General features: G+C 45.7%; 22 protein-coding genes. 16 read left to right on the top strand and 6 right to left on the bottom strand.

Features of this window, described 5'->3' with window-relative positions; all coding sequences use genetic code 11:
• Positions 1-52: 52 nt before the first annotated feature.
• The gene (locus ACHA8N_RS09695; RefSeq protein ID WP_393965537.1) at positions 53-1,351 is read right to left on the bottom strand and encodes an ammonium transporter; all 1,299 of its coding nucleotides are present in this window, start codon (positions 1,349-1,351) and stop codon (positions 53-55) included.
• 117 nt (positions 1,352-1,468) lie between these two features.
• On the opposite strand from ACHA8N_RS09695, the gene ACHA8N_RS09690 reads away from it, so the two are divergent.
• The 7 genes from ACHA8N_RS09690 to mscL all read left to right on the top strand — a co-directional run bounded on the left by ACHA8N_RS09690 (position 1,469) and on the right by mscL (position 8,295).
• Positions 1,469-1,771, top strand: a complete 303-nt coding sequence (locus tag ACHA8N_RS09690; RefSeq protein WP_147511985.1) for a MerR family transcriptional regulator — start codon at positions 1,469-1,471, stop codon at positions 1,769-1,771.
• A 145-nt stretch (positions 1,772-1,916) separates the two neighbouring features.
• Positions 1,917-2,960 (top strand): uroporphyrinogen decarboxylase, encoded by a 1,044-nt coding sequence (hemE, locus tag ACHA8N_RS09685; protein ID WP_147511984.1) that lies wholly within the window; start codon positions 1,917-1,919, stop codon positions 2,958-2,960.
• Positions 2,957-3,889, top strand: a complete 933-nt coding sequence (gene hemH, locus ACHA8N_RS09680) for a ferrochelatase (protein ID WP_147511983.1) — start codon at positions 2,957-2,959, stop codon at positions 3,887-3,889. Before hemE ends, hemH begins: the two co-directional genes overlap by 4 nt.
• The gene (hemG, locus tag ACHA8N_RS09675; RefSeq protein ID WP_393965536.1) at positions 3,879-5,297 is read left to right on the top strand and encodes a protoporphyrinogen oxidase; all 1,419 of its coding nucleotides are present in this window, start codon (positions 3,879-3,881) and stop codon (positions 5,295-5,297) included. The genes hemH and hemG overlap by 11 nt, the downstream gene beginning before the upstream one ends.
• 142 nt (positions 5,298-5,439) lie before the next feature.
• Positions 5,440-6,900, top strand: coding sequence for a cardiolipin synthase (gene cls / locus ACHA8N_RS09670; protein WP_393965535.1), 1,461 nt, complete (start codon positions 5,440-5,442; stop codon positions 6,898-6,900).
• Between the two features lie 91 nt (positions 6,901-6,991).
• On the top strand, positions 6,992-7,885 hold the full coding sequence (locus tag ACHA8N_RS09665) for a Cof-type HAD-IIB family hydrolase (RefSeq protein ID WP_233550605.1): 894 nt from the start codon (positions 6,992-6,994) through the stop codon (positions 7,883-7,885).
• Positions 7,886-7,905: 20 nt separating this feature from the next.
• Positions 7,906-8,295, top strand: a complete 390-nt coding sequence (mscL, locus tag ACHA8N_RS09660; RefSeq protein ID WP_147511979.1) for a large-conductance mechanosensitive channel protein MscL — start codon at positions 7,906-7,908, stop codon at positions 8,293-8,295.
• Positions 8,296-8,350: 55 nt separating this feature from the next.
• On the opposite strand, the gene ACHA8N_RS09655 is transcribed toward mscL, so the two are convergent.
• On the bottom strand, positions 8,351-10,525 hold the full coding sequence (locus tag ACHA8N_RS09655; protein ID WP_393965534.1) for an ATP-dependent helicase: 2,175 nt from the start codon (positions 10,523-10,525) through the stop codon (positions 8,351-8,353).
• Positions 10,526-10,773: 248 nt separating this feature from the next.
• Between ACHA8N_RS09655 and ACHA8N_RS09650 the strand changes: the two genes are divergently transcribed.
• Positions 10,774-11,247, top strand: a complete 474-nt coding sequence (locus ACHA8N_RS09650) for a GNAT family N-acetyltransferase (protein WP_393965533.1) — start codon at positions 10,774-10,776, stop codon at positions 11,245-11,247.
• Between the two features lie 165 nt (positions 11,248-11,412).
• On the opposite strand, the gene ACHA8N_RS09645 is transcribed toward ACHA8N_RS09650, so the two are convergent.
• The 3 genes from ACHA8N_RS09645 to tnpB form a co-directional block, all read right to left on the bottom strand.
• Positions 11,413-12,873 (bottom strand): glycoside hydrolase family 32 protein, encoded by a 1,461-nt coding sequence (locus tag ACHA8N_RS09645; RefSeq protein ID WP_393965532.1) that lies wholly within the window; start codon positions 12,871-12,873, stop codon positions 11,413-11,415.
• Positions 12,874-12,960: 87 nt separating this feature from the next.
• Positions 12,961-14,553 carry a sensor domain-containing diguanylate cyclase gene (locus ACHA8N_RS09640; protein ID WP_393965531.1) on the bottom strand — a complete coding sequence of 531 codons (1,593 nt, stop codon included), beginning with the start codon at positions 14,551-14,553 and terminating at the stop codon, positions 12,961-12,963.
• 182 nt (positions 14,554-14,735) lie between these two features.
• Positions 14,736-15,908, bottom strand: a complete 1,173-nt coding sequence (gene tnpB, locus ACHA8N_RS09635; protein WP_393965565.1) for an IS200/IS605 family element RNA-guided endonuclease TnpB — start codon at positions 15,906-15,908, stop codon at positions 14,736-14,738.
• Positions 15,909-16,173: 265 nt separating this feature from the next.
• Here tnpB and ACHA8N_RS09630 point away from each other — a divergent pair, with 265 nt between their 5' ends.
• Together ACHA8N_RS09630 and ACHA8N_RS09625 are read left to right on the top strand one after the other, a co-directional pair.
• Positions 16,174-17,091, top strand: a complete 918-nt coding sequence (locus tag ACHA8N_RS09630; RefSeq protein WP_147511975.1) for an ABC transporter ATP-binding protein — start codon at positions 16,174-16,176, stop codon at positions 17,089-17,091.
• Positions 17,069-17,812, top strand: a complete 744-nt coding sequence (locus tag ACHA8N_RS09625) for an ABC transporter permease (protein WP_147511974.1) — start codon at positions 17,069-17,071, stop codon at positions 17,810-17,812. The genes ACHA8N_RS09630 and ACHA8N_RS09625 overlap by 23 nt, the downstream gene beginning before the upstream one ends.
• 51 nt (positions 17,813-17,863) lie before the next feature.
• Here the strand turns inward: ACHA8N_RS09625 and ACHA8N_RS09620 are convergent, their stop codons facing one another.
• Entirely contained in the window at positions 17,864-18,490 is a 627-nt protein-coding gene (locus tag ACHA8N_RS09620; protein ID WP_393965530.1) for a YczE/YyaS/YitT family protein, read from the bottom strand.
• Between the two features lie 166 nt (positions 18,491-18,656).
• Here ACHA8N_RS09620 and ACHA8N_RS09615 point away from each other — a divergent pair, with 166 nt between their 5' ends.
• The 6 genes from ACHA8N_RS09615 (at position 18,657) to lplA (ending at position 25,393) form a co-directional block, all read left to right on the top strand.
• Complete coding sequence (locus tag ACHA8N_RS09615; protein WP_147511973.1) at positions 18,657-19,220, top strand: glycerol-3-phosphate responsive antiterminator; 564 nt, start codon at positions 18,657-18,659, stop codon at positions 19,218-19,220.
• Positions 19,221-19,409: 189 nt separating this feature from the next.
• Entirely contained in the window at positions 19,410-20,234 is an 825-nt protein-coding gene (locus tag ACHA8N_RS09610; RefSeq protein WP_393965529.1) for an MIP/aquaporin family protein, read from the top strand.
• 34 nt (positions 20,235-20,268) lie between these two features.
• Positions 20,269-21,759, top strand: coding sequence for a glycerol kinase GlpK (gene glpK, locus ACHA8N_RS09605; RefSeq protein WP_393965528.1), 1,491 nt, complete (start codon positions 20,269-20,271; stop codon positions 21,757-21,759).
• Between the two features lie 133 nt (positions 21,760-21,892).
• A complete protein-coding gene (locus ACHA8N_RS09600; protein ID WP_393965527.1) occupies positions 21,893-23,548 on the top strand; it encodes a glycerol-3-phosphate dehydrogenase/oxidase in 1,656 nt (551 codons plus the stop codon).
• A gap of 141 nt (positions 23,549-23,689) precedes the next feature.
• Positions 23,690-24,373, top strand: coding sequence for a DsbA family oxidoreductase (locus ACHA8N_RS09595; protein WP_393965526.1), 684 nt, complete (start codon positions 23,690-23,692; stop codon positions 24,371-24,373).
• A 30-nt stretch (positions 24,374-24,403) separates the two neighbouring features.
• A complete protein-coding gene (lplA, locus tag ACHA8N_RS09590; protein ID WP_147511968.1) occupies positions 24,404-25,393 on the top strand; it encodes a lipoate--protein ligase in 990 nt (329 codons plus the stop codon).
• Positions 25,394-25,425: the final 32 nt, after the last annotated feature.

The raw sequence follows: 25,425 nt of genomic DNA, 5'->3' as shown, positions 1-25,425 counted from the left end.
AGATAAAAGACCCCTTTGCTACCTGTGGCAAAGGGGTCTTTGGCGGTACAACTTAGTTGACATTTTCAGTAGATTTTTCCTGTTCATACGCAGGACGCAACTCTTTGCTGACTGGCGCAGGGAGGTCGTAAGACGCTTGTCCGTGCTCTGCGACGTCAAGTCCTTGAAGTTCATCTTCACGTGTAATCCGGAGGCCGATCGTTACGTCCAGCAATTTGAGGAAGGCGTAACTCAAGACACTAACGACGACGACTGCAAAAACGACACCAAGGGCTTGAACCCCCAGCTGTGTAAAACCACCGCCATAAAATAGTCCGGCCTGTCCGATTCCTGTGATTTCAACAAGTCGGGGTGAAGCGAAGAATCCGGTGGCGAGTGTGCCCCAAATTCCGGCAATACCGTGAACGGAAAAGGCGCACAACGGATCATCGACACGACGGGCAAGCAGGATGCTTGTACCGTATGTGATGATACCGGCCAGGAAACCAATGACGACGGCTCCCCACGGTTCGACGAAAGCACAAGCGGCTGTGATGGCGACGAGGGCAGCTAAGACGCCGTTGATGATCGACGGGATATCCGCGACCCGACGATGCCAGAAGGAAATGGCGAGTGCTCCGAGTGCTCCCGCAGCTGTCGCAAGCAAGGTCGTTAAAGCAACATAGCTGAAGAAGCCGTCAGCGATTGTCAGCGTTGATCCGGCGTTGAATCCAAACCAACATAACCAAAGGATGAAGGCGCCGACAACGGAGTAGATGACGTTATGGCCAAGTAAAGGCGTTTTTTCTGCTCCGATTCGCTTTTTCAAGATTAAAGCAGCGACGAGAGCGGCAATTCCACCCTGTAAGTGGACGACGGTTGAACCGGCAAAATCCTGCATCCCGAGCGAACCGAGAAAACCACCTGCCCAAACTGAACGGGCGATGATCGGATAGATGATGGCGACGAAAAATGTTCCGAACAGCAGGTAGACAGAAAGTTTGGCACGTTCCGCAAAACCACCCCAGGCGATGGCGAGGGATACGGCAACAAAGGACAATTGGAAGAGGAACTTGACATCAATGGTTACATTGGACCAGTCGAGACTCGAAAACCCACCTTGGAGGAAAAATCCTTCCGTTCCAATCAAGCCGGGTCCGTCTCCAAACGTTAATCCAAAACCGATTGCCCAAAAGGCGAGAGCGGCGACGGAGAAACTGATTAATTGTTTGACAGCGACATGCCCTGCGTTTTTAGCACGTAACATTCCCGTCTCAAGTAATAAAAACCCAATTTGCATCGTAAAGACCAATAAAGTGGCGAATAAGACATAAAACGTATCGACCGAAATTAACATTTCTTCTAAATTCATCGTCGTTCCTCCTTTATCAATTTAAAGTATGTGTTTACTTTAGACGGAAATCCTTTCCAAGAAACGTCTTGTGTCAGAAAATCTGACATGGTATTTTGAAGGAAAGGAGTGACGAAGATGAATTACCGAGAGAAAAAGGTGATGACGATTGGTATTGTCTGTGAATTGACCGGTTTATCGGAACGTCAGATTCGTTACTACGAGAAAAGGAAGTTGATTTTTCCGGAACGGACGAACGGGAAGACCAGAAAATACTCGTTTACAGACATCGAACGGTTAGTGGAAGTTGCGGAAAAGATCGAAGACGGTTGGCGGACGCATGAAATTCGTGAAAAAGAACGTAAAGTAACCGAACAACAACGTTCTGATTTGATTCGCGGACAACTAAATGCTGCGTTTGGTCTATATAAGAAACGGTGAACATTTGATGAACGGGTAACAGAACTGTAATTTTGTAAACGATTTATTGGCACACCGTTCTGAATTTCAGATATAATGTTTCTGTGTTCACAAACTTATCGTGCGTTATTTTGGGGCGTTAGAACAGTATAAAGGGGTAGTTAGGATGAAAAAATTTAATGATACATTTTTGCGGGCCATTCGTGGCGAAGAGGTAAGCCATGTACCGGTCTGGTATATGCGACAAGCAGGCCGGTATCAAGCCGAGTATCGTGAAATCAAGAAGACACGGACGTTGTTTGAGATTACACACGACCCTGAGTTGTGCGCGTATGTCACAGAACTACCAGTCAAACAGTTGGGAGTCGACGCAGCAATTCTCTATAAAGATATTATGACGCCGTTGCCTTCGATGGGTGTCGACGTAGAGATTAAAAGCGGCATCGGTCCCGTCATCGCGAATCCTATTCGGACAATGGACGATGTTCAAGCGCTCCAACCATTCAAAAAAGAAGATATTCCTTACATTTTTGAAACGATTAAACTGTTGCGCGAACGTCTTGAAGTGCCGTTAATTGGTTTTTCGGGCGCACCGTTTACATTAGCCAGTTACATGATCGAAGGTGGTCCGTCAAAAGGCTACCATAAAACGAAAGCATTGATGTATGGTCATCCTGATGTATGGCATGCTTTAATGGAGAAACTCGGAGACATGGTCATCGATTATATCAAAGCGCAAGTCGATGCCGGCATCCAAGCGTTCCAAATCTTCGATTCATGGGTCGGTACGACGAGCCGGAATGATTATGTTCTTTATATCAAACCGACAATGGAACGTATTTTCACGGAATTGAAAGACACGGGTGTTCCGATGATCATGTTTGGTGTTGGAGCAAGTCACCTGGCAGAAGAATGGCATGATCTGCCGCTCGACGTCGTCGGACTCGACTGGCGTTTGTCGGTCGATGCAGCACGTGAACGCGGACTGACGAAAACCTTACAAGGAAATCTTGATCCCTCTTACTTGCTTGCCCCATGGGAGATTCTCGAAGCGAAAACAAAAGAAATCCTTGATATGGGAATGAAACGTCCCGGTTTCATCTTTAATTTAGGACACGGCATCTTCCCGGAAGTGGATCCGGAAGTCTTAAAACGTCTCACTGCATATATCCATGATTACTCGAAAGAAAAAATGGAGGTAGCGAAATGAAAACATTAGGATTACTCGTCATGGCGTATGGTACGCCTTACAAACCGGAAGACATCGAACGTTATTACACACATATCCGCCGTGGACGGAAACCGTCTCCAGAAGCATTGGCTGAACTGACAGAACGGTATGAAGCAATCGGTGGTGTCTCACCACTTGCGCAAGTCACGATTGATCAAGCGGAAGAACTGCATCGTCAACTGACAGAAAAATATGCAGGCGAAATCGAATTCAAACTGTATCTTGGTCTGAAGCATATCGAGCCATTCGTCGAAGATGCTGTCGAACAAATGGCGAAAGACGGGATTACGGAAGCCGTCACAGTCGTACTGGCACCGCACTACTCAACGTTTAGTATCCGTTCATACAACGGTCGTGCGAAAGAAGTGGCGGATAAACACGGCATTCATTTGGCTTCTGTAGAATCGTGGTACAAAGAAGAAGCGTTCATCGACTGGTGGGGCAAAGAAATCCGGAAAACATTTGATGCGTTACCTGTACCGGAAGAAAAAGCAGTCTTGGTCGTCTCCGCACACAGCCTGCCGGAAAAAATCATCGCAAACGGTGATCCGTACCCGGAACAATTAAAAGAAACAGCGGACTTGATTGCGGCGCGTGCCGGTGTCCAACATATGATCACAGGCTGGCAGTCAGCCGGACAAACGCCAGAACCTTGGCTCGGCCCAGATGTGCAAGACTTGACGCGTGACGTCTATGAAGCGGAAGGATACGAAGCATTCGTCTACGTTCCTGTCGGATTCGTCGCGGATCACTTGGAAGTTTTGTTCGACAATGATTACGAGTGTAAAGTCGTCTGTGACGAACTGGGCATTCATTACGCGCGTCCGGTCATGCCGAACGCAGATCCTGCCTTTATGAAAGCAGTCACCGAGGCTGTTTCGAAACAGGTCGGCAGTTATGTCAAGTAAACGTCTCGTCATCGTCGGCGGTGGTATTACGGGTCTTGCCGCTGCCTATTACGCAGAACGTACTTTTCCTGATTTGAATATCACATTGCTCGAAGCCGGAGAACGCCTTGGTGGGAAGGTCGCGACGTATCGAGAAGATGGTTTTACGATTGAACGCGGACCGGATTCTTACGTCGCCCGAAAACACATCTTGACGGATTTGATTGAAGCAATCGGACTTGGTGAAAAATTGGTCCGAAATAACACGTCCCAAGCATTTATCCTTGATACGGGCGGTCTTCATCCGATTCCAAAAGGTGCCGTCATGGGGATTCCGACGGATCTAGATCTGTTCCGAGAAACGACGTTACTGACAGAACAGGAAAAACAGGAAGTCGCTGACTTATTGTTGCATCCGTCTGACGAGTTAAGGATTCCGGAACAGGACATTCCGCTTGGAGAGTATTTACGTCCGCGGCTTGGGGATGCATTAGTTGAAAAACTGATTGAACCGTTACTGTCCGGTATTTATGCCGGCAACATCGATCAGATGAGTACGTTTGCGACGTATCCTCAATTCGTCGCGAACGAACAAAAAGCCGGTTCATTGTTTGAAGGCATGCGTTTGATGCGTCCGCTCGATCAATTGCCGCAAAATCCACAAACAACGATCAAAGCGACCGGGCAGTTTTTATCGCTCGAAACAGGGCTCGAATCGTTGATTGAACGATTGGAAGAGATGTTGGAACGTTCAGAAGTCCGTCTTGAGACACCGTTACTTGAGATTTCACGTGAAGACGGACGATACCGGCTGAAAACGGACCATGGTCCAGAGTACGCGGATTATGTCCTCCTGACGATTCCACATCCTCAAGTTGTCCAACTGTTGCCGGATGCTCACTTGCCGGAGCTTGAGCAGTTGACGACCCATTCGACGGCGACGGTCACGATGATTTTTGATCAACAAGAGTCGTTACCGATTGAAGGAACAGGTTTTGTCGTCAATCGGCGGGCACCGTATTCGATCACGGCCTGTACGGCAATTGATCAAAAATGGAATCATTCGGCACCGGATCATACGGTCCTCCGTGCGTTTGTCGGTCGACCGGGCAATGATCATCTTGTCCATGAGTCGGACGATGTATTGCGCCAAGCCGTATTGCAGGATTTAGAAAAAATCTGCGGTCGGACATTAGAACCGAAGCAGGTCATCATCAGCCGGTTGGTGGATGGTCTTCCTGCTTACACCGTCGGTCACGCCGAACGGATTCAACGTGTCCGGGAGGGAGTATTGGTACAGTATCCAGGCATCTATCTCGCAGGGCTTGCCTATGACGGAGTAGGATTGCCAGACTGTGTCGCCAGTGCAAAAACGATGATTGAGTCGATTGCACTGGAACGATCACATGCTGACGAGTCGGTCAACTGACTTTCAGGTTTTCATAAAGTGTACGAACATCAGGAGTGTTATGATGTTTCGTACACTTTTTTGTTTCAATCTCTACAAAAACAAGGAATAGCTTATACACTGGGGAAAAGAAATCCTGACAGACACAAAGGAGGGGATGACTTTGCTTGAGATTTTAAGCACGTTTCTCGTCATTTTGGCGTATGGATTGATCATCATGAATTTTTTGGCCGTCGTCACCGTCATCTTTTTGGAACGGCGGGATATCGGTGCAACATGGGCCTGGGTTTTGATTCTGTATTTTGTGCCGCTCATTGGATTTCTCATCTACTTATTTTTCGGACGTCTCTTGAAAAAAACAGACTTCTATCATGTCGAAGAGGAGGAAAAACAAGAACAGAAACGGCGTGTGGCATTACAACTTGAAGAGCTGAATCATCCGCAGACACAGATGCGTCATCCCGCTGTCGTACGGTACGACCAGTTGATCCGAATGAATTTAATATCAAACGACGCGTTACTCAGTTTTAAAAATGAGGTCGTAATTTTATCAGACGGGGAACAAAAATTTAATCGGATGATGACCGATATTTTGAATGCGGAGCACGAAATCAATATTCAATACTACATCATTCAAAAAGATTCTTTGGGACAGGCTCTAATCGCAGCACTGACAAAAAAGGCGCAAGAAGGGATAAAAGTCCGTTTACTTTATGATGCCGTCGGGTCCCGCGATTTAAAACGGTCTGATTTCAAAGAATTAATGAAATATGATGGAGAAGTATTCGCTTTTTTCCCACCGACGATCGGATTGATCAATTTCCGCCTCAACAACCGGAATCATCGGAAATCGTGTATCGTCGACGGGAAGATTGGCTATATCGGCGGTTTCAACGTCGGGACGGAGTATTTGGGAATCGACGAAAAGTTTGGATACTGGCGCGACACCCACTTTCGGTTAGAAGGAGAAGTCGTACATGATCAACTGGACCGATTTATCTTGGATTGGAATCAGGCGAGTGACAGCTATACCGAAAAAAATACTTTTTATTACAGCGCCCACTCGATTGAAAAGGAATTGCCGATGCAAATTGTCACATCAGGTCCGGATTCGAAGACGGAGCATCTCAAGAATCTACTGATAAAAATGATTTCATCCGCCAAGCAATCGATTTATATCCAGTCGCCCTATTTTATTCCAGATATCAGTTACATGGATGCCTGTAAAATGGCATTACTGTCAGGTGTCGAAATCAGAATCATGATTCCGAACAAACCGGATCATCCATTTGTCTATTGGGCGACGACAGCGGCAGCCGGGGAACTGATTGATTACGGAGCAAAGATCTACACGTATGAACCCGGATTTTTACATGCCAAAACGATTGTCGTCGATCAAGCAATCGCCTCCGTCGGAACGACTAACATCGATGCCCGCAGTTTCAGATTAAATTTTGAGATGAATTCGGTTGTTTACGATCCACATGTCGCCTCTGAATTAGCACAGCTGTTTGAAGAAGATTGTCTCGTCTGTGAGCGGTTGACGGCGGAAAAATATGCAGAGCGCTCCCGGATGATTAAATTCAAAGAGAGCATTTCAAGACTCTTGTCTCCGATTTTGTAAAGGAAGAAGGAGGATTTGGTAAAGGAACAAGGATGAGAACAGGAAACTGAGAAGAGAAATGGTATAGTGGAACTGAAAAAGACAAAGGAGAGTGAACGTTTTGGCAAAAGCAATCAAATTATTGATCTCAGACATGGATGGTACCGTATTATCCAGCAAACAGAAAATAGAACCGGAAACGATTGCGGCGATTGAAGCGGCAAAAGAACAAGGCATTGATTTTGCGATTGCAACAGGACGAAATTACTTAAATGCAAAAGAATTGACGGATCAGGCAGGAATCACGTGTCCGATCATCGCGTCGAACGGTGCACGCGTTTTGACCGTCGACGGGGAAGAGTTAAGTGCGACGACGCTGACATCGGAGCAAGCCCAGCAGATTTATGGCATCATCAGCCAATACGAAGTATTTTTTGAGATGTTTTGTGACCAAGGTCTCGTCACGGCACAAGGATCAACAATTGACGCCGCCTATGATTCGCTCAAGGAAATGAGTCAGGAAAGTGATCGGGCAAAGGATGTGCTCGACTTCTTCCACAATCGTTATTATGTCAATGAAGACGTCAAGATGATTGATGGATTCCGCTCATTCATTCGTAATCAAGCGGGACAAGTCTTTAAGTTCATCTCCTTCTCTTTTGATCAGGACTTGATGAAGAAGATTTGGGAAGAAATCGAACAAAAAGTGGACGGGATTTATGTGACGTCATCCGGTCATGACAACATCGAAGTCATGGCGCTTGGAGCAGACAAAGGAACGGCTGTCAAAACACTGGCGAAGCATCTTGGGGTGTCAATCGAAGAGGTCGCTGTCATCGGAGACAACTTAAACGATGTGCCGATGTTCAAAGTCGCCGGAATGGCGATAGCGATGGGAAATGGACATGAAGATGCAAAAGCGATTGCGCATCAAGTGACGAAAACCAACGACGAACATGGGGTCGGATATGCGATTCGTCAATTGGCCGATCGGGCATGGACGTAACAAGAGAGGGGTAAGTTTCATTGTTCAAAGCGTTTAAGGAGTTTGCGTTTCGCGGGAATGTAATTGATTTGGCAGTCGGTGTCATCTTAGGGGCAGCCTTCAGCGGGATCATTAAATCCTTGGTCGACAGTATATTCATGCCGTTGATCGGTATCATCATCGGCGGGATTAACGTCAAGGAGTTATCCGTCACGGTCGGTAACGCCAACTTATTGTACGGCCAGTTTTTGCAGGCAAGCATCGAATTCATCTTGATTGCCTTTGCATTGTTCCTGTTTGTGAAAGGTATCAATGCGTTTCGTCGAAAAGAGGAAACACCGGAGGAAGTGGTGGTTCCGACAACGGAAGAAAAATTACTCACGGAAATCCGTGATGCACTGGTGCGTCAAAATGATAACCGCATGACATGATAAAAAAAGACTCATTTTTCACCGGACGAACTCCAGTGGAAAATGAGTCTTTTGTTTAAAGAATCGTTAACAACTGATTTTCAGAACAGACTTGAAGGGACAGTTGTTTATCGATACCCTTGTCAAACTGAATCTCCAGAACATCGTCCATCAAATGCACGATGGTTCCTTCTCCAAAGGATTTATGCCGAATTCGCATATTCTTCTCGACCGCAAGAAGCGGACCAGCTGATTTATGCTTCAAACGCGGAGCATAGCGGGCTTCTTTTTGTACCTTTTGATCCGGATTGAGAATCTGCCGGATATTCGTGATGAATAAAGATTCTTCGACCGGTTTTGACTTATACCGGTAAGACAACAGATGAAGATCATGCCGTGCCCGGGTCATACCAACGTAAAACAGGCGGACCGCTTCTTCCATCTCTTCAAGTTGCCCGTCTTTGTAGGACTTAATGTTATCCGATGATGGAAGGACGCCGTTAATCAAGTCAATCATGAAGACACGATTAAATTCGAGTCCTTTGGCACTGTGAAAGGTCGATAAGGTGACAGCATTTTGATGTTTGTTGGATTTTGCCTGACGCATTAAGTTTTCGAGGTGTAAAATCCGTTCTTTAAAAGCAAGTGCAGTCGGCAGGTCACTGGCGACATTTTCGATTGTATTGAGCATTTCAAGTAAAAAATCAATACTGAATCCAAGGCTGTCACTCATCTTTTTCAGATTTTTTTCATAGCCCAGTTCGTTTCGGATCAGTGTTAAAGCCGCAGCAGGACGGGCTGTTTGCATGGCAGCAAAAACCGATTTAATCGTTTTCAACTGTTTTTTTTGGTAAAACTTCATATCGACATGTTGGATCAGTAAATCAAATACATTCTCTCCGTTACGCAGTTCATAAAGACGTTGTAATTGAACTTTTGAGATGTATCCTGCAAATTTCGTATGAATTTGCGCTAAAATTTCAACATTCGAAGGGTCGTTTGCCAGTTCGATGAAATGTAAGACATCCTTTAAAACCCAATGGCTAAAGAATTTATGATCAACATCCTTGATATAAAAAGGGATTCCGGCTAAATCGAGTGCATTCATCATGTTGATGGATGATGAGTTGTTACGGTATAAAATCGCCACTTCTTTAAAGTTCGTTTCCTCGCCTAATTGACGAATGACATAGCGCGTTTGGTCTTCATAAGCCGGTAAAGTCTCGACCGTGATAGGGCACGAAGGCGGATTCTCTGTATACATCTTTTTAGGATAACGCACTTTGTTACGTTGGATGAACCGATTGGCCGTTTCGACAATTTCTTTTGAGGAACGATAGTTTTGTTCCATATACAGTACAGTTGCATCAGGATACGTGTCCTTGAAATGAATGATCTTCGATACATCCGCACCACGCCAACTGTAAAGCGTTTGATCATCATCGGCGACGACACAAAGATTATTGTGGGGCAACGCTAATTTTTCGACAAGTTGATGCTGGACTAAAGAAGTATCCTGACTTTCGTCCGTCAAAATATATTCGAAGCGTCGCTGATATGAAGCAAGTAACGTTGCGTCCTCGGCAAGGATGGTATTGGCATACGTCAACATGTCATCAAAATCCATCAACGGGTGAGACGGATCCTGTAATTTAAACTGTTCATAAGCAGAGTAAATTGCCGGAAACTGTTTGATGGTTGTCTTTAATGTTTCGAGATCTTTTGGCAACAACAAACGATTTTTGACGAAAGAGATCATTCGTAATAATTCGTCCATTTGATCTTCCGTAATGACACTTCGGTTGATCTCTTGGAAGATACGACGCAACACCATTCGTTTGTGCAGGGGTTGGTCTGTACGATGTATTGCTGATTTTTCGATGGTACCTTCAATGATTGTATATTGAAGGCGATTCGCGGATGCATAATCGCGGACGACTTGAAAGGCAAAACTATGAATGGTTGAGAAGGAAGCAGTCGTTCCAATCAAATGATGAAACCAATCGTGAAAACGTTCCGCCATCTCGTGTGCAGCAGCTTTACTAAACGTTAATCCTAGAATCGATCGTGGATTCACCTTTTTTTCAAGAATCAAGTAAGCGATTTTAAAGTTGAGTGTCGTTGTTTTTCCTGAACCGGGAGCAGCCAGTAATAAAAGAGGACCTTGATCATGTTCGATTGCTTGACGTTGGACCGCGTTCAATCTAGTGCCGGTTTCTTGTTCCATGCGTTCAAAAAAGTCTGGAGACATCGTTCTGTTCACCTCTTACCTCTATAAACTCAATTTTTCTTTTCTTAGTTTAGCACTTTCGGTCTAACAATTGATTAAGTCTACAAAAGAAGTGGAATATAAGTAAAGATATAACCTTTCACTTGAACGGTTCGGAAGCATTGGCTAAAAACATCTAGAACATGTAAAATGGAAATAGATGTAAGGGGAGCAACATGTCTCTTCGACGAATGGAAGGCGGAGAAATTATGTCTCAAGTCAAATTATTTATGTATACCAATGAACATTATGAGCAGTGCGACGCGTTTATTCTTCCGGAGGAACAAATCCAGTTTACGACGTTTCCGACTGAGGTCGTGTCGGAAGCGTTAAACAATCCGGATAAATTCCCTGTCGTCATAAAAAAAGAATCGGAAGTCGTAGGCTTTTTCATTTTGCATTTGAATCCGCCTAAAACACATCGTACGGATGAACGAAGTGTTCTGTTACGGGCATTTTCAATCGATGCAAGACATCAGCAGCAAGGATACGCCAAAGAAGCGATGATGCAATTGCCTGCATTCGTGAATAAACATTTTCCTGAAGTGACTGCGATTACCTTGGCTGTGAATAAAAAAAATATTGCAGCAAAGTCGTTATATTTTAAAACCGGTTATGTCGATACTTTACAATCAGTGATGGGTCCAATCGGAGAACAACATATCTTGGCATTTGATCTTCAAAAGGAAATCTCGTTTGGTTGAAATCGTCAGGTTAATCCCATTATTTTGACGTGTGAAGATGGAATGTGTTCGTTTGCCCTCTTAAGGCTCGTTTCTGCTTTTTGTTCGCGGAAGGGAAACGTCTCATTTGAAAAAAGCACATTCCTCAGCAATTTGTAGCTGGACAGGAATGTGCTTTTCACTTTGTCAGAGGGTATAAATCGCAAGATGACCTGTTGCTTCACCCGCCAAGATAATATCTTGACTAGTTGACTTCGGGAAAATCCGAGCGGAAGCAACCGCTTCACCATCATTTAAAAAGACTTCAACGGAAGAACGGTCGACGAACAGACGTAAAGCGTGTAAAGGCTCGACTAATGTAACGGAGCGGGTGGTGCCGTAATCCGTTGCTGGAATTTCGGCTCCAGAATGTGTCCGGTCGAATGTAAATCGTCTGGTTTGCGCCTCGTACCGCAGAACGGTTTCTTCCTGATCGCTTACACGAAGTTTGAATGTCAACGTATCTGAAAGAAGTTGAAGGTGAGAGAGTTCCAGTTCAAACGTTTCCGCGTGAGCGGGTGAAAAAGAATGTTCCAAAACAAACTCGTCCGCATACAGTGTTTCTTTTCGTAAGGCGGTCAGTTCACGGACCGGTCGTTGGCGCAAGTGTTGATTTTCAAGTGTCAATTCGCGGGGTAATGTCAAACCATGAGCCCAATTGTAACGATCGCTTGGATACGTAATATCTGGTAATCCCATCCAACCAACAAGAATCCGGCGTCCGTCAGCTGCGAGCGTCGTCTGCGGTGCATAAAAGTCAAATCCAAAATCCAGTTCAACAAAATCCTCATGTTGGAACGTTAAATCCGGAAGCGTGAGTGGTTTTCCGATGAAGTAGCCGGACTGGAAGATATTTTGAAAGTGATCGCCTTTCGGCTCAATCCCTTGCGGACTGAACAGCAATACACCCTGTCCTTCAAGCTCAAAGTAATCCGGGCATTCCCACATGTAACCAAAGCGGGGATAGTCCGTCTGCAGTTCACCGATCAGTGTCCACTGCTCGGCGTCTTCTGATTGGTAGATCACTGCACAGCCTGTCAAATCGGTTCGCTGGGCACCAATGATGCAGTACCAAGTTCCTTCAGATTGAAAGACTTTCGGATCACGGAAATGTTCCGTATAACCATTCGGGACAGTCGGAATGGCGGGAGGAAGGTGTTTTTCAATCCGACCGTCTGAACGAAGATGTCCGACGATTTGACTCGTATGACGCGTCCACTCCGCATCCCGTTTATTTCCAGTGTACATGATGTGGACTTGGTCGTTTTTAATGAATCCACTGCCGGAGTAGGCACCGTGTGAATCAGGATCGTCATTTGGAATGAGAGCGGCTCCTTCATCGAACCAGTGCACTAAATCTTTGGAAGTCATATGGTACCAGTATTTCAACCCGTGAACAGGACCAAGGGGGAACCATTGATAAAAAAGATGGTAGGTCCCGTTATGATAAATAAATCCATTCGGATCATTTAACAGACCGGTTGGTGGTTGGATATGAAAAGAAAAACGCCAAGGTGATGTCCGGACTTCTTCTTTCATAAGTTGATACACTTCCGGTGCGAGGTCGGAAAGCGGGCGGTAGCGTGCTTCGCGTGTCCACTGATTCATGCTGTCAGCTCCTTGTTGTAAGTAGTTGGATCGGTTGTTCTATGCGTTCACATTACGAAGAACCTTTGATCTTGTCAATGCCGATTCTCACCCGTGGAAGGTCAAGCGTCCTTTCCCGCGTTTTTTAGAATCATAGAGGGCGATATCTGCACGATGAAGGACTTGTTCGATTGATTCTTCCGGTGAGCGGACAGAAATGCCGATACTGGCTCCGATTTGAAGGAATTGTTGATTTAAGATATACGGATAAGAAAGGGTATGGATGATATCCTTTCCATAACGGTCCACTTCCGCTATCGAAAGTTCTACGTTGAGAACAATCAAAAATTCATCCCCCCCGAGACGGGCAACGATTCCTTTATAACGTAACGATTTTTGAAGACGGTCCGCAACTTCGATGAGTAAAAGATCACCCATCGCATGACCGTATTGATCATTGATTGCCTTAAATCCATCTAAATCGAGATAAAGATAGATTTGGCGGGAGGCATGGATTGATTCTAAATACTCCGCCAACCCGTTCCGGTTAGGCAAGCCCGTCAGCGCATCATGAAGGGCGAGTGATTCATATGTCGTACGTTCCTGTTCAGAATCTTTTAGTTGGGTCGTCAGTTTTTGAAGAGCAATCGACAGCACCTCCACTTCACGAATTCCAGTATGGGAAGGAAGGGTCTTGGACGGATCCTGTTGCATCACTTCGGCAGCGTCTGTGATTTTTTGCAACGGGCGTGTCAACAGTCTGGCCATGAAACAACCGATGACAGCGGTCAACAAAGAAGCGAGCAGACCGGCGATTAAGATGTAGGATCGTAGCGTACTGGCATCTGAAAACGCGATTTGTGTCGGTTGGCGGACGAGGATTGTCCAACCGAGACCGTCATAGTTTTTGTAGCCCTTACTCTGAGCGATTCCAGTCAAGTACTCTTGTCCGTTCTCCCAATCGGAGATCCGGTATCCAGTGGAGTGTCCGGGTGACCAATCCGCCGGAAGTTGTTTTCCGCGCCATTGTTTTGGTCCCAGTAAAACAGTTCGATTTTGTTTGCTGACGATAAAAAATTCGACATCTTTGATTTGAGCAGTCGAACTTTGAAAGCTTTGTTCGATTTCCTTGGCCCATGTAAAGCTTAAGTGGGTAGCGAGTACTTCCGTTTTCCCCTTGTTCGGTGACAAGGGGGTACTGATATCAACAAACTGTAAAGGTTCTCCACTCGGATTCGGAAGCAGCTTGGCAAGCAAGACGGCATCATGGACGTCACCAATGAAAGGTTTCTCCTGTGCCTCTTGAAAAACAGGGCGTTCTTTAATGGATTTTCCTTCTAGAATCTTTCCTGTTGAAGCAAATACACGACCGTCTTTATCCATGACACCAATCCAGGAAAAGTCAGGAATTTGACGTTGTAGCTCTTCTAACGTATTCCGTGTCGCAGTACGATCGGTTCTGGACTGAATCGTCGGCAATGTTCGTAAGACGTTGACTTCAGCTTTTCGTGACCACATGTAATGATCGAGCTTATCAGACAATTGAAAAGCAGTGGCAGACAATGTGGTTCCGACTTCATTTTGTAAACGATCTGTTGCACGGTCACTGATTAAAAATGTCAGACAGAGTGTCATAATAAAAAAAAGACCTGCAATCAATGAAGCCAACAAAACATCAAAACGGATGGACAGTTTTTGCATGTAATAAACTCCAATTCAAAAATAAAATAAAACAGTTCCTTATTATTTTAGCATATGATCCTCAAAAGATTGGATACGAAAAAACTTTGGTTGTCACTTATCTGAATTTGAACTACCTCCACCTACGCTTCACTTAGAGGTGAAGGATTCCTGAGTTATCCGACCTAACGGTCGAAACCTGATCAGGCTAACCCCGTCGTCCCGACGGTTGAAGAAGCTAAGATGCGTTCGGCTTCTTGTTTGAGATTCAGTCCTGCGTTCACATCCCGGTCGTGATGGATGCCGCAACTCGGGCATGTCCATTCACGCAAGCCAAGATGTTTCACGTCTTTGTGTTGATGTCCGCAACTCGAGCACAATTGGCTCGAAGCGAAGGTCTTGCCGACCTTCACGACGGTCTTCCCGTACCAGTCCGCCTTGTACTCCAGCATCCGGAAGAACTCCGACCAGCTGACGTCCGAGATGGCCTTACTCAACTTGCGGTTCTTCTGCATGTTCTTCACCTGCAAGGTCTCGATCGCGATGACGTCGTGGTTTTGGACGATCTCGGTCGATACCTTGTGCAGGAAGTCAGTGCGCTTGTTGGCGATCTTCTCGTGGATACGAGCGACCTTCCGCTTTTGCTTCTGATAGTTCTTCGCCTCGGACAGCTTCACTTTCTTGTTCAAGGCGATGTGTTGACGGCGGGAGAGCTTACGCTGTTCGCGCGCCAGTTTCTTCTCAAGCGAACGGAAGTAACGGTCGTTTTGGTATACCGTGCCGTCCGACAGGATGGCGAAGTTCTTGAGTCCAACGTCGACGCCGACGGATGAACCGGTCTTCGGCAGCTCGTTGATCTCCTGCTCGACGAGCAGGGAGACGAAATATTTGCCTGAAGCGTTACGTCGGATCGTGGCGTTCAAGATACGGCCTGTGACCTGTTTCGAGTGGGCGAAACGAACCCATTTCAGCTTTGGAAGTTTGAGCTGGTTGCATCCAATCGAGACTTCAGGAAGCTGGTTTTTGCCTTGGATGTTGGTCTTGTACGACTGGACGGGATTACGCTTCGACTTGAAACGAGGGCGTTCGTTCTGCTTCTTGAAGAAGCGGTCAAACGCATCAGCAAGATGTTTGACGCTGATCTGAACAGAGGTGCTATCGACTTCCTTCAACCAGTCGAACTCCTGCTTCAACAAAGGAATTTCTTTCGAACAAGAACCGTAGGACAGTCCTTTTCCAGTGGTCTTGTACGTTTCATCCCACTTCGCCAAGAAGTGATTGAAGACGAAACGCGAACACCCGATTGTCTTCGCGATCAGAATTTCCTGCTCTTTTGTCGGATAGATTCTGAATTTGTAGGCTTTGTGTTTCAACACCATTTTTCACCTCCTTCAAAGGGAATATACCCGAAAGGCAGGCTGGCGATTCATCTCCCACTTTCACTTCGTTTAGAAGTGGGCGTATTCTCGCCTAATTTTGATAAAATAAAAGCAATTTTTTTCTTGTTATCTGCACCAAATGAAGACTAAGCGTTTGTACATTTAAATTGGAAACGGATTACATAATTGTAAGGATGGGAACTTTTTCGGTCAAAATGGCGTACACTAGAAATAAGAAGCACAGTAAAGGGAGGAAAAAAAGATGCTGAAGATTGAACACGTGTCAAAGCGTTTAGGTAAAGACCAGATTTTAAAAGATGTCAGTTTTGAAGTGGCACCCGGAGAAGTCTTTGGATTTTTAGGACCGAATGGTGCGGGAAAAACCACGACGATACGAATCATTACGGGACTGCTCGAGCAGGATGCAGGGAAGGTTACAGTCAATGGTTTTGACGTTGTCAGTGAACGCTCAAAAGCATTGACACAGATTGGCGCTATTGTCGAGAACCCGGCATTTTACACCTACATGACAGGGAAACAAAATCTTGTTCAGGCGAAGAATCTGATTCCAGGTTTGGCTCAGGTCGATTATGAGGCATTGGCGCAACTCGTCGGACTTGAAGGAAAGCTGTCTAAAAAAGTTGGCGAATATTCACTCGGGATGAAACAACGTCTTGGAATTGCACGTGCCTTGTTACATAATCCACGGGTTTTGATTTTGGATGAACCGACGAATGGACTGGATCCGGCAGGAATTGCGGAATTGCGTGAATATCTCCGGAAGATGGCACGGGAACAGGATATTGCCATTTTGATCTCCAGCCACATGTTAGGTGAGATGGAGCAGATCAGCGACCGGTACGCGATCATCGACCAAGGTGTCATTAAATCGGTCGAATCTGTCCGAAATGAGACGGGAGCTAAAATCATGATCCGTGTTTCGGAAACGAGTACAGTGGAGGTCATCGAAGTATTACGGGGTGCCAATTATCCGGCAGAACGTTGGAATGACAAGATCGTCATTACAGCACCGGAGAGTGAAACACCGGCGATTGCCCGGTTAATCGTGCCGATCGCTGATTTGCATGAACTGACGGTTAAACGTCTGACACTCGAAGAACAATTTTTACAAGTTACGAAAAAAGAGGGGGATTCACATGCTTTCGCTCATACAAAATGAATGGATGAAATGGTGGACGATGAAAAAATCAAAAATCGTTTTAGCTCTATACGTCGTTATCGTCGTTGGAACCGTCATTCTTGCCAAAATAAATGATGTAGATTTTACACGCAGCGAGTATTACACATTGGCTTCGACGATTTTATTTGGCTTGCTTGGCATCATTACGATTGTCTTCACGGCAGAGACGGTCGGGAATGAAGTCCGCTATGATACGATGAAACATCTGTTGATGAGTCCGTATTCGCGGATGATGATATATTTCTCAAAACTGTTGTTTTCAATTTTAGTCATGCTCGGTCAATTCATCTTTATTGCCGTCATTACGTACGCTGCCTCGTTTGCCTTTTCTGAAGCGGGTGAATCCCTCCAGTTGCGCGATACGGTGTTGTCACTCGTCAGTCCGATCTTTACAATTTTCATGACGTTATTTTTCTCACTGGTCTTCCGTTCTGTCGGAATGATTATCGGGTTTACTGTTCTCGCCCAGTTCTTTACGTCGATTGCCGGTAATGTGTTGCTCGCCCTTAAGCCGGAAATCGCCAAATGGATTGTCTTGATGCATTTGGACTGGTCAATGTACTTCAAAGGTGCATTGACGTATGGAACGGCAGAACCGATGGGAACGACATTGACGTTTTCCGTCATTTTCGTTTTGGCACACATCCTTGTGTTATTCGGCGGTTCAATCTTAATTTTCCAAAAGAAATCATATCTTTAAAAAATCCTGTATCCACTTGTAAGTTTCACAGTGGATACAGGATTTTTTTCATCAGGTGACGCGACGTGTGATTGGAAAAGTTTTTTGGAAAAATTCAATCAGCGGACCGTTTAACAAAAGAAATACGAACGTTCCGACACCAATTCCGATCAACTCGTGTTCTACAAGCGACAAAATACTGGCAATCAAAAAAGGAATTGCCAAGCTGACTGTTGCACCAACCGACGTACTTTTGAACCGGCTGATCAAAGATTTCATCAAATAATCCGGCGGCATCAAGACAAAACCAATCTGAAGGTATAGAGCCAGTCCCAGTGAAATTAACGGCATTCCGATGACCATATACAAAATACGTGCCCACAGGGCGACGGGAGTATAGAGCAACTGGTGAATGGACAAGAAGAAATCAATGGCCGTCCCGAACAGGACGACAAGTGAAAAGCTAAGTAAAATGGTCCACCAACTGAAGCGGCTGCCAAGAAGCAGAGCACTTCCGAGTGCCAAGATATGCAGGACGACGATGGCAAGCCCGACGGTCAAAGGTGAAATGCGGGCCAACGCCTCACTGGCAGATGTCCAAGGTGCACTCCCGATGGCGGCCGTGACCATAAAACTGTTTCCGAGGGCGTTGATTAAAATTGAAAACAAATAAATAATGATTCTTTTTTGCTGACTCATACGAGGCACAGGCGACGAACCTGTACTTCTCACCTCCATTTTAAACGGTATCGTTAAGCTATACCCTATTTTTATTGTTCTTTTCAGTAGTTTTCATAAAAAGAAGATTGCGAAAACCATTGAACAGACGACATACTAAAACAAATTAAAGAAATGGGGACGTTACATGACGTACTTTGGTCAAAAAATTCTGCCGTCTGTCAGGAAGTTAGAAGATTTCGAGAAAATGCTGAAAAGTCCGTATGAGTATGGGGTGTTGCTAGAAATGCATGTATCCCGTTTGAAGGCGGTTTATGAGCTGGCTCACCGCTATGATAAAAAAATGTTTTTGCATATGGATTTGGTCCAAGGATTAAAAAATGATGAATTTGCGACGGAATACGTCTGTCAAGAACTGAAGCCATACGGCGTCATCTCGACAAAGGCAAGTGTCATTTTAAAAGCGCGTCAAAAAAAGGTCAAAACGATGCAACGGATGTTTTTGCTCGATTCGAGTTCACTCGAAAAAAGTTATCATTTGATGGAGCGGACACAACCCGACTATATCGAAGTACTACCGGGATTGATGCCGAAGTACATTGAAGAGGTCAAACAAAAAACTGGTAAATTAGTGTTTGCCGGCGGATTGATTGATACGGTGGAAGAAGTGGAACAAGCCATAGCGGCTGGAGCATCCAGTATCACGACATCCAATAAAGAGTTGTGGAAATACTTTGAACCAAACAAATGAAAACGCTATGATAAAAATCACATAAATCGTTTGACAGCGTTTTCATCGATTGTTATAGTGAAAACAAGTTGATACGAAGTGACGGAGAAATCGGAGATTCACGCTTTCATGCTTTTTGAGAACATTCAAAAAGCCGAGGCGCGAATCTCCTTTTTGTTGCTTTTTTCACATACAAAGGGGGAAGAACACATGTCACCAGTACTAGCAGAATTTTTAGGAACGGCTCTTCTTGTGGCACTCGGGAACGGTGTCGGAGCAGGTGTCACGTTATCGAAATCCTATGCAAAAGATGCAGGATGGATCGTCATCACCTTCGCTTGGGGATTTGCGGTCGCATTATCTGTCTACGCAGTCGGGCAATTCAGCGGGGCGCATCTTAATCCAGCCGTGACGTTAGGTCTTGCGTTTGATGGTTCGTTTGCTTGGTCAGATGTTCCAGGTTACGTCATTGCACAACTATTAGGTGGAATTGTTGGTGCCAGTATCGTTTTTGTACATTACTTACCGCACTGGGCGGAAACAAAAGATCCAGGAGCAAAATTAGGCGTTTTTGCAACATCACCTGCCATTCCGCATACGTTTGCGAATGTAATGAGTGAATTGATTGCGACATTTTTACTTGTCGTCGGTATTTTATCGATCGGCGCCAATACGTTTTCGGATGGTTTGAATCCATTGATCGTCGGCTTCTTGATCGTCAGTCTAGGGATGTCATTTGGTGGAACGACGGGTTACGCGATGAACCCGGCACGTGATTTAGGTCCGCGAATCGCGCACTTCCTTCTGCCGATTGCAGGAAAAGGTTCTTCGAACTGGGCCTACTCGTGGATTCCGGTCATCGGTCCTATTCTTGGCGGAAGTCTAGGCGGGTTGTTTTACCGTTCGGTCTTCTCCGGAAAAGATACACCGGCATTTGTGGTCGTTGGGCTTGTGACGATTGTCATATTAGGTTTATGCTATAAGTTCGGTGTTCGTCCGAATAAATCAACGTCAGTGAAGTCGAAGTCAGCTTAAGCTTAACTTACTAGATACAAAGGATGGGGAAGAGATGGAGAACTACATTTTGTCATTAGATCAAGGAACAACCAGTACACGGGCGATTTTATTCAACCGTTCCGGAGAAATTGTTCATTCCGCACAACGTGAGTTTACGCAGTACTTTCCAAAACCAGGCTGGGTTGAACACAATGCCAATGAAATTTGGGGCAGTGTCCTTGCCGTCGTTGCGACATGTTTAACGGAAGCAAACGTCAAGGCGACGCAAATCGCTGGTATCGGAATCACGAATCAACGGGAAACGGCTGTCGTCTGGGAGAAAGAGACGGGAAAACCAATTCATAATGCCGTTGTCTGGCAATCGAGACAAACCGCTGAAATTTGTGAGGAGTTGCGACAAGCCGGGCATGCAGAACTGTTCCGTTCGAAAACGGGACTGTTGATCGATGCTTACTTCTCTGGTACGAAAGTAAAATGGATCCTTGATCACGTCGAAGGTTCACGTGAGCGGGCTGAACGCGGGGAACTTTTATTTGGAACGATTGATACGTGGTTGATTTGGAAACTGTCAGGTGGGAAAGCCCACGTCACAGACTATTCCAATGCCAGTCGGACGTTAATGTATAACATTCATGAACTAAAATGGGACGACGAATTGTTGGACATTCTCGATGTGCCGAAAGCGATGCTTCCGGAAGTCCGCCCATCGTCTGAAGTGTATGCGCAGACAGCCGGTTATCATTTCTTTGGTGAATCCGTGCCGATCGCAGGCGCAGCAGGCGACCAACAGGCGGCTTTATTCGGACAGGCGTGTTTCGAGCAAGGTATGGCCAAAAACACGTATGGAACGGGTTGTTTCATGTTGCTTAATACAGGTGACAAAGCCGTGACGTCTGAACACGGATTATTGACGACAATCGCTTGGGGAATCGACGGGAAAGTCCAATACGCCCTCGAAGGCAGTATCTTTGTTGCCGGTTCAGCAATTCAATGGTTACGCGACGGTCTTCGTCTCATTAACGATGCGAAAGAAACAGAAGCCTACGCGACGCGTGTGACGTCTTCGGACGGAGTCTATGTCGTACCGGCCTTCGTTGGTCTCGGGACACCATACTGGGACAGTGACGTGCGCGGTGCGGTCTTCGGTCTGACACGGGGAACAGAAAAAGAACACTTCATCCGGGCAACTCTTGAGTCGTTGGCTTATCAGACGCGTGACGTCCTGACAGCGATGGAACAGGATTCTGGAATTGAGATGTCTGCTTTACGTGTCGACGGTGGTGCCGTCAAAAATGATTTCCTCATGCAATTCCAAAGTGATATCATTCAAGCACCGGTCGAACGTCCGGAAATCAATGAGACGACAGCGCTCGGAGCGGCTTACCTTGCAGGTCTTGCTGTCGGATTCTTCGAAAATCAAGAACAGATTGCCGCGCAGTGGCAGATGGATCGCCGTTTTGAGATGGACATGGCGGAAGCAGAAAGCGAAGATCTTTACGCTGGATGGAAAAAAGCTGTTCAAGCGGCGATGTTGTTTAAATGATGTGACATATGTTATAGTAAGGACAAGTTAATAAACCGGTCGGAGAATATGGAGAGACCACAGCAACAGTTGACACCGTCAGCCTGTTTGTTGTGGTCTCTTTTTTTTCGAACCCAAACAGGAGGAACTATTCATGGCAAACCAATTATTTTCAAGCAAAAACCGTGCAGAGGTCTACAATCGATTAACGCGTGAAGAACTGGATCTACTTGTCGTAGGTGGAGGGATCACAGGAGCTGGAATCGCACTTGATGCCGCGTCACGTGGCATGAAAATTGGACTCGTTGAAATGCAGGACTTCGCAGCCGGAACGTCAAGCCGTTCAACGAAATTGGTGCATGGTGGTTTACGTTATTTAAAACAATTCGAAATCCAAATGGTCGCTGAGGTCGGGAAAGAACGTGCCATTGTGTATGAAAACGGACCACACGTCACGACACCGGAATGGATGTTGTTACCGATGCATAAAGGCGGTACGTTTGGACCGTTCAGTACGTCGATCGGTTTACGTGTCTACGACTTCTTGGCAGGCGTTAAACGCTCAGAGTGGCGTTCGATGTTATCGTCAAAAGAGACGCTTGCAAAAGAACCACTTGTGAAACAAGACGGTTTGAAAGGCGGCGGTTACTACGTCGAATACCGGACAGATGATGCCCGTTTAACAATCGAAGTCATGAAAGAGGCTGTTGCGCACGGAGCACGTGTCGTCAACTATACGAAAGCGGAAGAAATTCTGTATGAAAACGGAAAAGTCGTCGGAATGCGTGTGACGGATCTCGCGACAGGAGACGTTCACGAAATTCGTGCGAAAAAAGTCGTCAATGCAACAGGTCCTTGGGTCGATGAATTACGTGAAAAAGACGGTTCAAAAGTCGGTAAACAACTGCGTTTGACAAAAGGGGTTCACGTCGTCATCGACCAGTCGAAGTTCCCGTTAAAACAAGCGGTCTACTTTGATACACCGGACGGTCGGATGATCTTTGCGATTCCACGTGACGGAAAAGCTTATGTTGGAACAACAGATACGTTCTTCGACAAAGATACATCACATCCGAAATTTACGGTCGAAGACCAAAAGTATGTCCTCGATGCGATCCATTACATGTTCCCTGAAGTCAAAGTGACGGCGGAAGATGTGGAATCGAGCTGGGCTGGCGTTCGTCCATTGATTTACGAACAAGGAAAAGACCCGTCTGAAATTTCACGGAAAGACGAAGTGTGGCAGTCTGAATCCGGTTTGATCACGATTGCCGGCGGAAAACTGACTGGTTACCGTAAAATGGGTGAGCACGTCGTTGATCTCGTTGCAAAACTATTGAAAAAAGAAGACAATGTGGCGTATGCCCGTTGTTCGACAAAAAATATGCCAATCTCAGGCGGTCATGTCGGAGGCGCGGCTGGATACGCGAAGTTCTTGAAATCGCAAGCACCCGCAAACGGATTAACTTCGGAAGAAGTGTTGTTCCTCGCGAAACGATATGGTTCAAACGTACCGGTTGTTCTTGAATATGCGGCAGAGTATGATGCAGCTGAAACAGCATTACCGCGTGATGTTTACGCACAGCTTCACTACGGAATCAACCACGAAATGGTGGCACGTCCAATCGACTTCTTCATCCGCCGGACAGGTGCAGTTTTCTTTGATATTGCTTGGGCACGTCAGCATAAAGAAGCAGTCATCAAAGAAATGGCTCGTCACTTGAACTGGACATCTGCACAAACAGCAGAGTATACAAAAGAACTCGACATCGAAATTGAGGACGCGGCGCACGCGCTCGTCACAGAGTAAATCTCGCTTGACTAAAGACTCCTTCGCTTGAGTGTGAAGGAGTCTTTGTCTTGTTTTGTCTTGAATCAGATTCATTGCAAGCGATGGCTCAGGCGATTATGCTAAATGTACACAACATACCAATAAAGGAGCTGGAACAAGATGAAAGTAGAAGTTTGGTCAGATTACGCATGTCCATTTTGTTATATCGGTAAAAAACGTTTGGAAAAAGCGATTGAGGAAAACGGAGCAACGAACGTTGAAGTGGAATTCAAGAGTTTTGAGCTTGACCCGGCAGCACCCGAAACACCGACGATGGGGCTGTATGAAATTTTAGCGGCGAAGTACGGGACATCCGTTGAACAGGCACGATCAATGTCACAAGGAGTCGTCGATTCGGCGAAGGCAGACGGTCTGGCATACGAAATGGATCGTGTCATTCCGGCAAACACATTTAAAGCTCACCGTCTGACTCAACTCGCTAAAAAACATGATAAAATGGATGAGGTATCAGAAGGATTGTTCCAAGCCTATTTCATGAACGGTGAAAATTTAAATGATGATTCGATTTTGATGCGGATTGCGACCGAAGCCGGACTGGAGACAGCCACCGTCGAGGCATTTCTCGCATCTGACGAGTCTTCTGATGAAGTTCGCCAAGAAGAAGACATGGCTCGTGAACTAGGTGTCACCGGTGTACCGTTCTTTGTATTCGACCGGAAATATGCTGTTTCGGGTGCGCAACCGGTAGAGGCATTCAGTCAAGTGTTGGAACGAGTCCAACAGGAACACAAAGTAGAAATCGTTGCCGAAGGTGATGCCTGTGGTGTCGACGGCTGCAACTAAATTCGATTGTAAAAGGAGCACATGAAACTTATGAAATTCATTTTTCATCCAGAAATTCACGATGCACGGATTAATCTTGCTGTAGAGGATTTCATCTTAAACAATCTGAACGTCAGCGAAGAGGATTATTTCCTGTTTTACATCAATGGTCCATCGATCATTGTCGGGAAGAATCAAAACACGAGTGAAGAAGTTAACTTAAAGTATGTCGAAGAGAACGGGATTCACGTCGTCCGCCGTCTGTCGGGCGGGGGGGCCGTGTATCATGATCTGGGGAACTTGAACTTCAGTTTCTTGACGAAAGATGACGGGGACTCCTTCAACAACTATAAAAAGTTCACGGAACCGGTTGTTCAAGCGCTTCATAAACTTGGAGTGGAAGCAGAGCTGTCAGGTCGAAACGACATCCATGTCGGGACACGGAAAATCAGCGGTAACGCCCAGTTTACGACAAAAGGTCGAATGTTCAGCCACGGCACATTGATGCTCGATTCAAACATTGAAGAAGTCGTCAATGCTCTTGTCGTCAGTGAAGAAAAAATGCGTTCAAAAGGAATCAAATCCGTCCGCAGCCGTGTCGCAAACATCTCTGAATTTTTGACAGAACCGTTGACAATGGATGAGTTTGTTGAACATCTGTTGGCTTCGATTTACGAAGGCAAAGAAATGGAACGTTATGTTTTGACGGAGGAAGACTGGGCGAAAGTGCATGCGATTTCAGCAGAACGTTACGGGAACTGGGATTGGAATTTTGGTAAATCACCGAAGTTTGATGTCATTCACAAAAAACGTTTCCCAATCGGAACGATTGATTTCCGTCTGAATGTTAAAAAGGGAATCATTGAAGAAGCAAAGATTTACGGTGATTTCTTCGGTGTCGAGGATGCGTCAGAAATTGCACGGGCATTGGAAGGAAAACGGTACGATCGGTCTTCGTTACGTGAAGTCCTCAGTCAATATGAACTTAAGAAATATTTTGGTGCCGTTGAACTGGACGAAGTGCTTGACGTTTTAGCATAAGCTTTTTTGGGAAAACTCTCTCTATCAACTTG

This window comes from Exiguobacterium sp. S22-S28, from assembly GCF_043359615.1.
Lineage (GTDB): Bacteria > Bacillota > Bacilli > Exiguobacteriales > Exiguobacteriaceae > Exiguobacterium_A.
The sequence above is the reverse complement of the archived record's forward strand: the minus strand, read 5'-3'. Positions and strand labels throughout refer to the sequence as shown.

What these genes read in the sequence shown, in the direction of transcription:
- ACHA8N_RS09695 (WP_393965537.1), bottom strand. Translation starts at nt 1,351, where the DNA reads ATGAATTTAGAAGAAATGTTAATTTCGGTCGATACGTTTTATGTCTTA.
- ACHA8N_RS09690 (WP_147511985.1), top strand. Translation starts at nt 1,469, where the DNA reads ATGAATTACCGAGAGAAAAAGGTGATGACGATTGGTATTGTCTGTGAA.
- hemE (WP_147511984.1), top strand. Translation starts at nt 1,917, where the DNA reads ATGAAAAAATTTAATGATACATTTTTGCGGGCCATTCGTGGCGAAGAG.
- hemH (WP_147511983.1), top strand. Translation starts at nt 2,957, where the DNA reads ATGAAAACATTAGGATTACTCGTCATGGCGTATGGTACGCCTTACAAA.
- hemG (WP_393965536.1), top strand. Translation starts at nt 3,879, where the DNA reads ATGTCAAGTAAACGTCTCGTCATCGTCGGCGGTGGTATTACGGGTCTT.
- ACHA8N_RS09655 (WP_393965534.1), bottom strand. Translation starts at nt 10,525, where the DNA reads ATGTCTCCAGACTTTTTTGAACGCATGGAACAAGAAACCGGCACTAGA.
- ACHA8N_RS09650 (WP_393965533.1), top strand. Translation starts at nt 10,774, where the DNA reads ATGTATACCAATGAACATTATGAGCAGTGCGACGCGTTTATTCTTCCG.
- ACHA8N_RS09645 (WP_393965532.1), bottom strand. Translation starts at nt 12,873, where the DNA reads ATGAATCAGTGGACACGCGAAGCACGCTACCGCCCGCTTTCCGACCTC.
- ACHA8N_RS09640 (WP_393965531.1), bottom strand. Translation starts at nt 14,553, where the DNA reads ATGCAAAAACTGTCCATCCGTTTTGATGTTTTGTTGGCTTCATTGATT.
- ACHA8N_RS09630 (WP_147511975.1), top strand. Translation starts at nt 16,174, where the DNA reads ATGCTGAAGATTGAACACGTGTCAAAGCGTTTAGGTAAAGACCAGATT.
- ACHA8N_RS09625 (WP_147511974.1), top strand. Translation starts at nt 17,069, where the DNA reads ATGCTTTCGCTCATACAAAATGAATGGATGAAATGGTGGACGATGAAA.
- ACHA8N_RS09620 (WP_393965530.1), bottom strand. Translation starts at nt 18,490, where the DNA reads ATGAGTCAGCAAAAAAGAATCATTATTTATTTGTTTTCAATTTTAATC.
- ACHA8N_RS09615 (WP_147511973.1), top strand. Translation starts at nt 18,657, where the DNA reads ATGACGTACTTTGGTCAAAAAATTCTGCCGTCTGTCAGGAAGTTAGAA.
- ACHA8N_RS09610 (WP_393965529.1), top strand. Translation starts at nt 19,410, where the DNA reads ATGTCACCAGTACTAGCAGAATTTTTAGGAACGGCTCTTCTTGTGGCA.
- glpK (WP_393965528.1), top strand. Translation starts at nt 20,269, where the DNA reads ATGGAGAACTACATTTTGTCATTAGATCAAGGAACAACCAGTACACGG.
- ACHA8N_RS09600 (WP_393965527.1), top strand. Translation starts at nt 21,893, where the DNA reads ATGGCAAACCAATTATTTTCAAGCAAAAACCGTGCAGAGGTCTACAAT.
- ACHA8N_RS09595 (WP_393965526.1), top strand. Translation starts at nt 23,690, where the DNA reads ATGAAAGTAGAAGTTTGGTCAGATTACGCATGTCCATTTTGTTATATC.
- lplA (WP_147511968.1), top strand. Translation starts at nt 24,404, where the DNA reads ATGAAATTCATTTTTCATCCAGAAATTCACGATGCACGGATTAATCTT.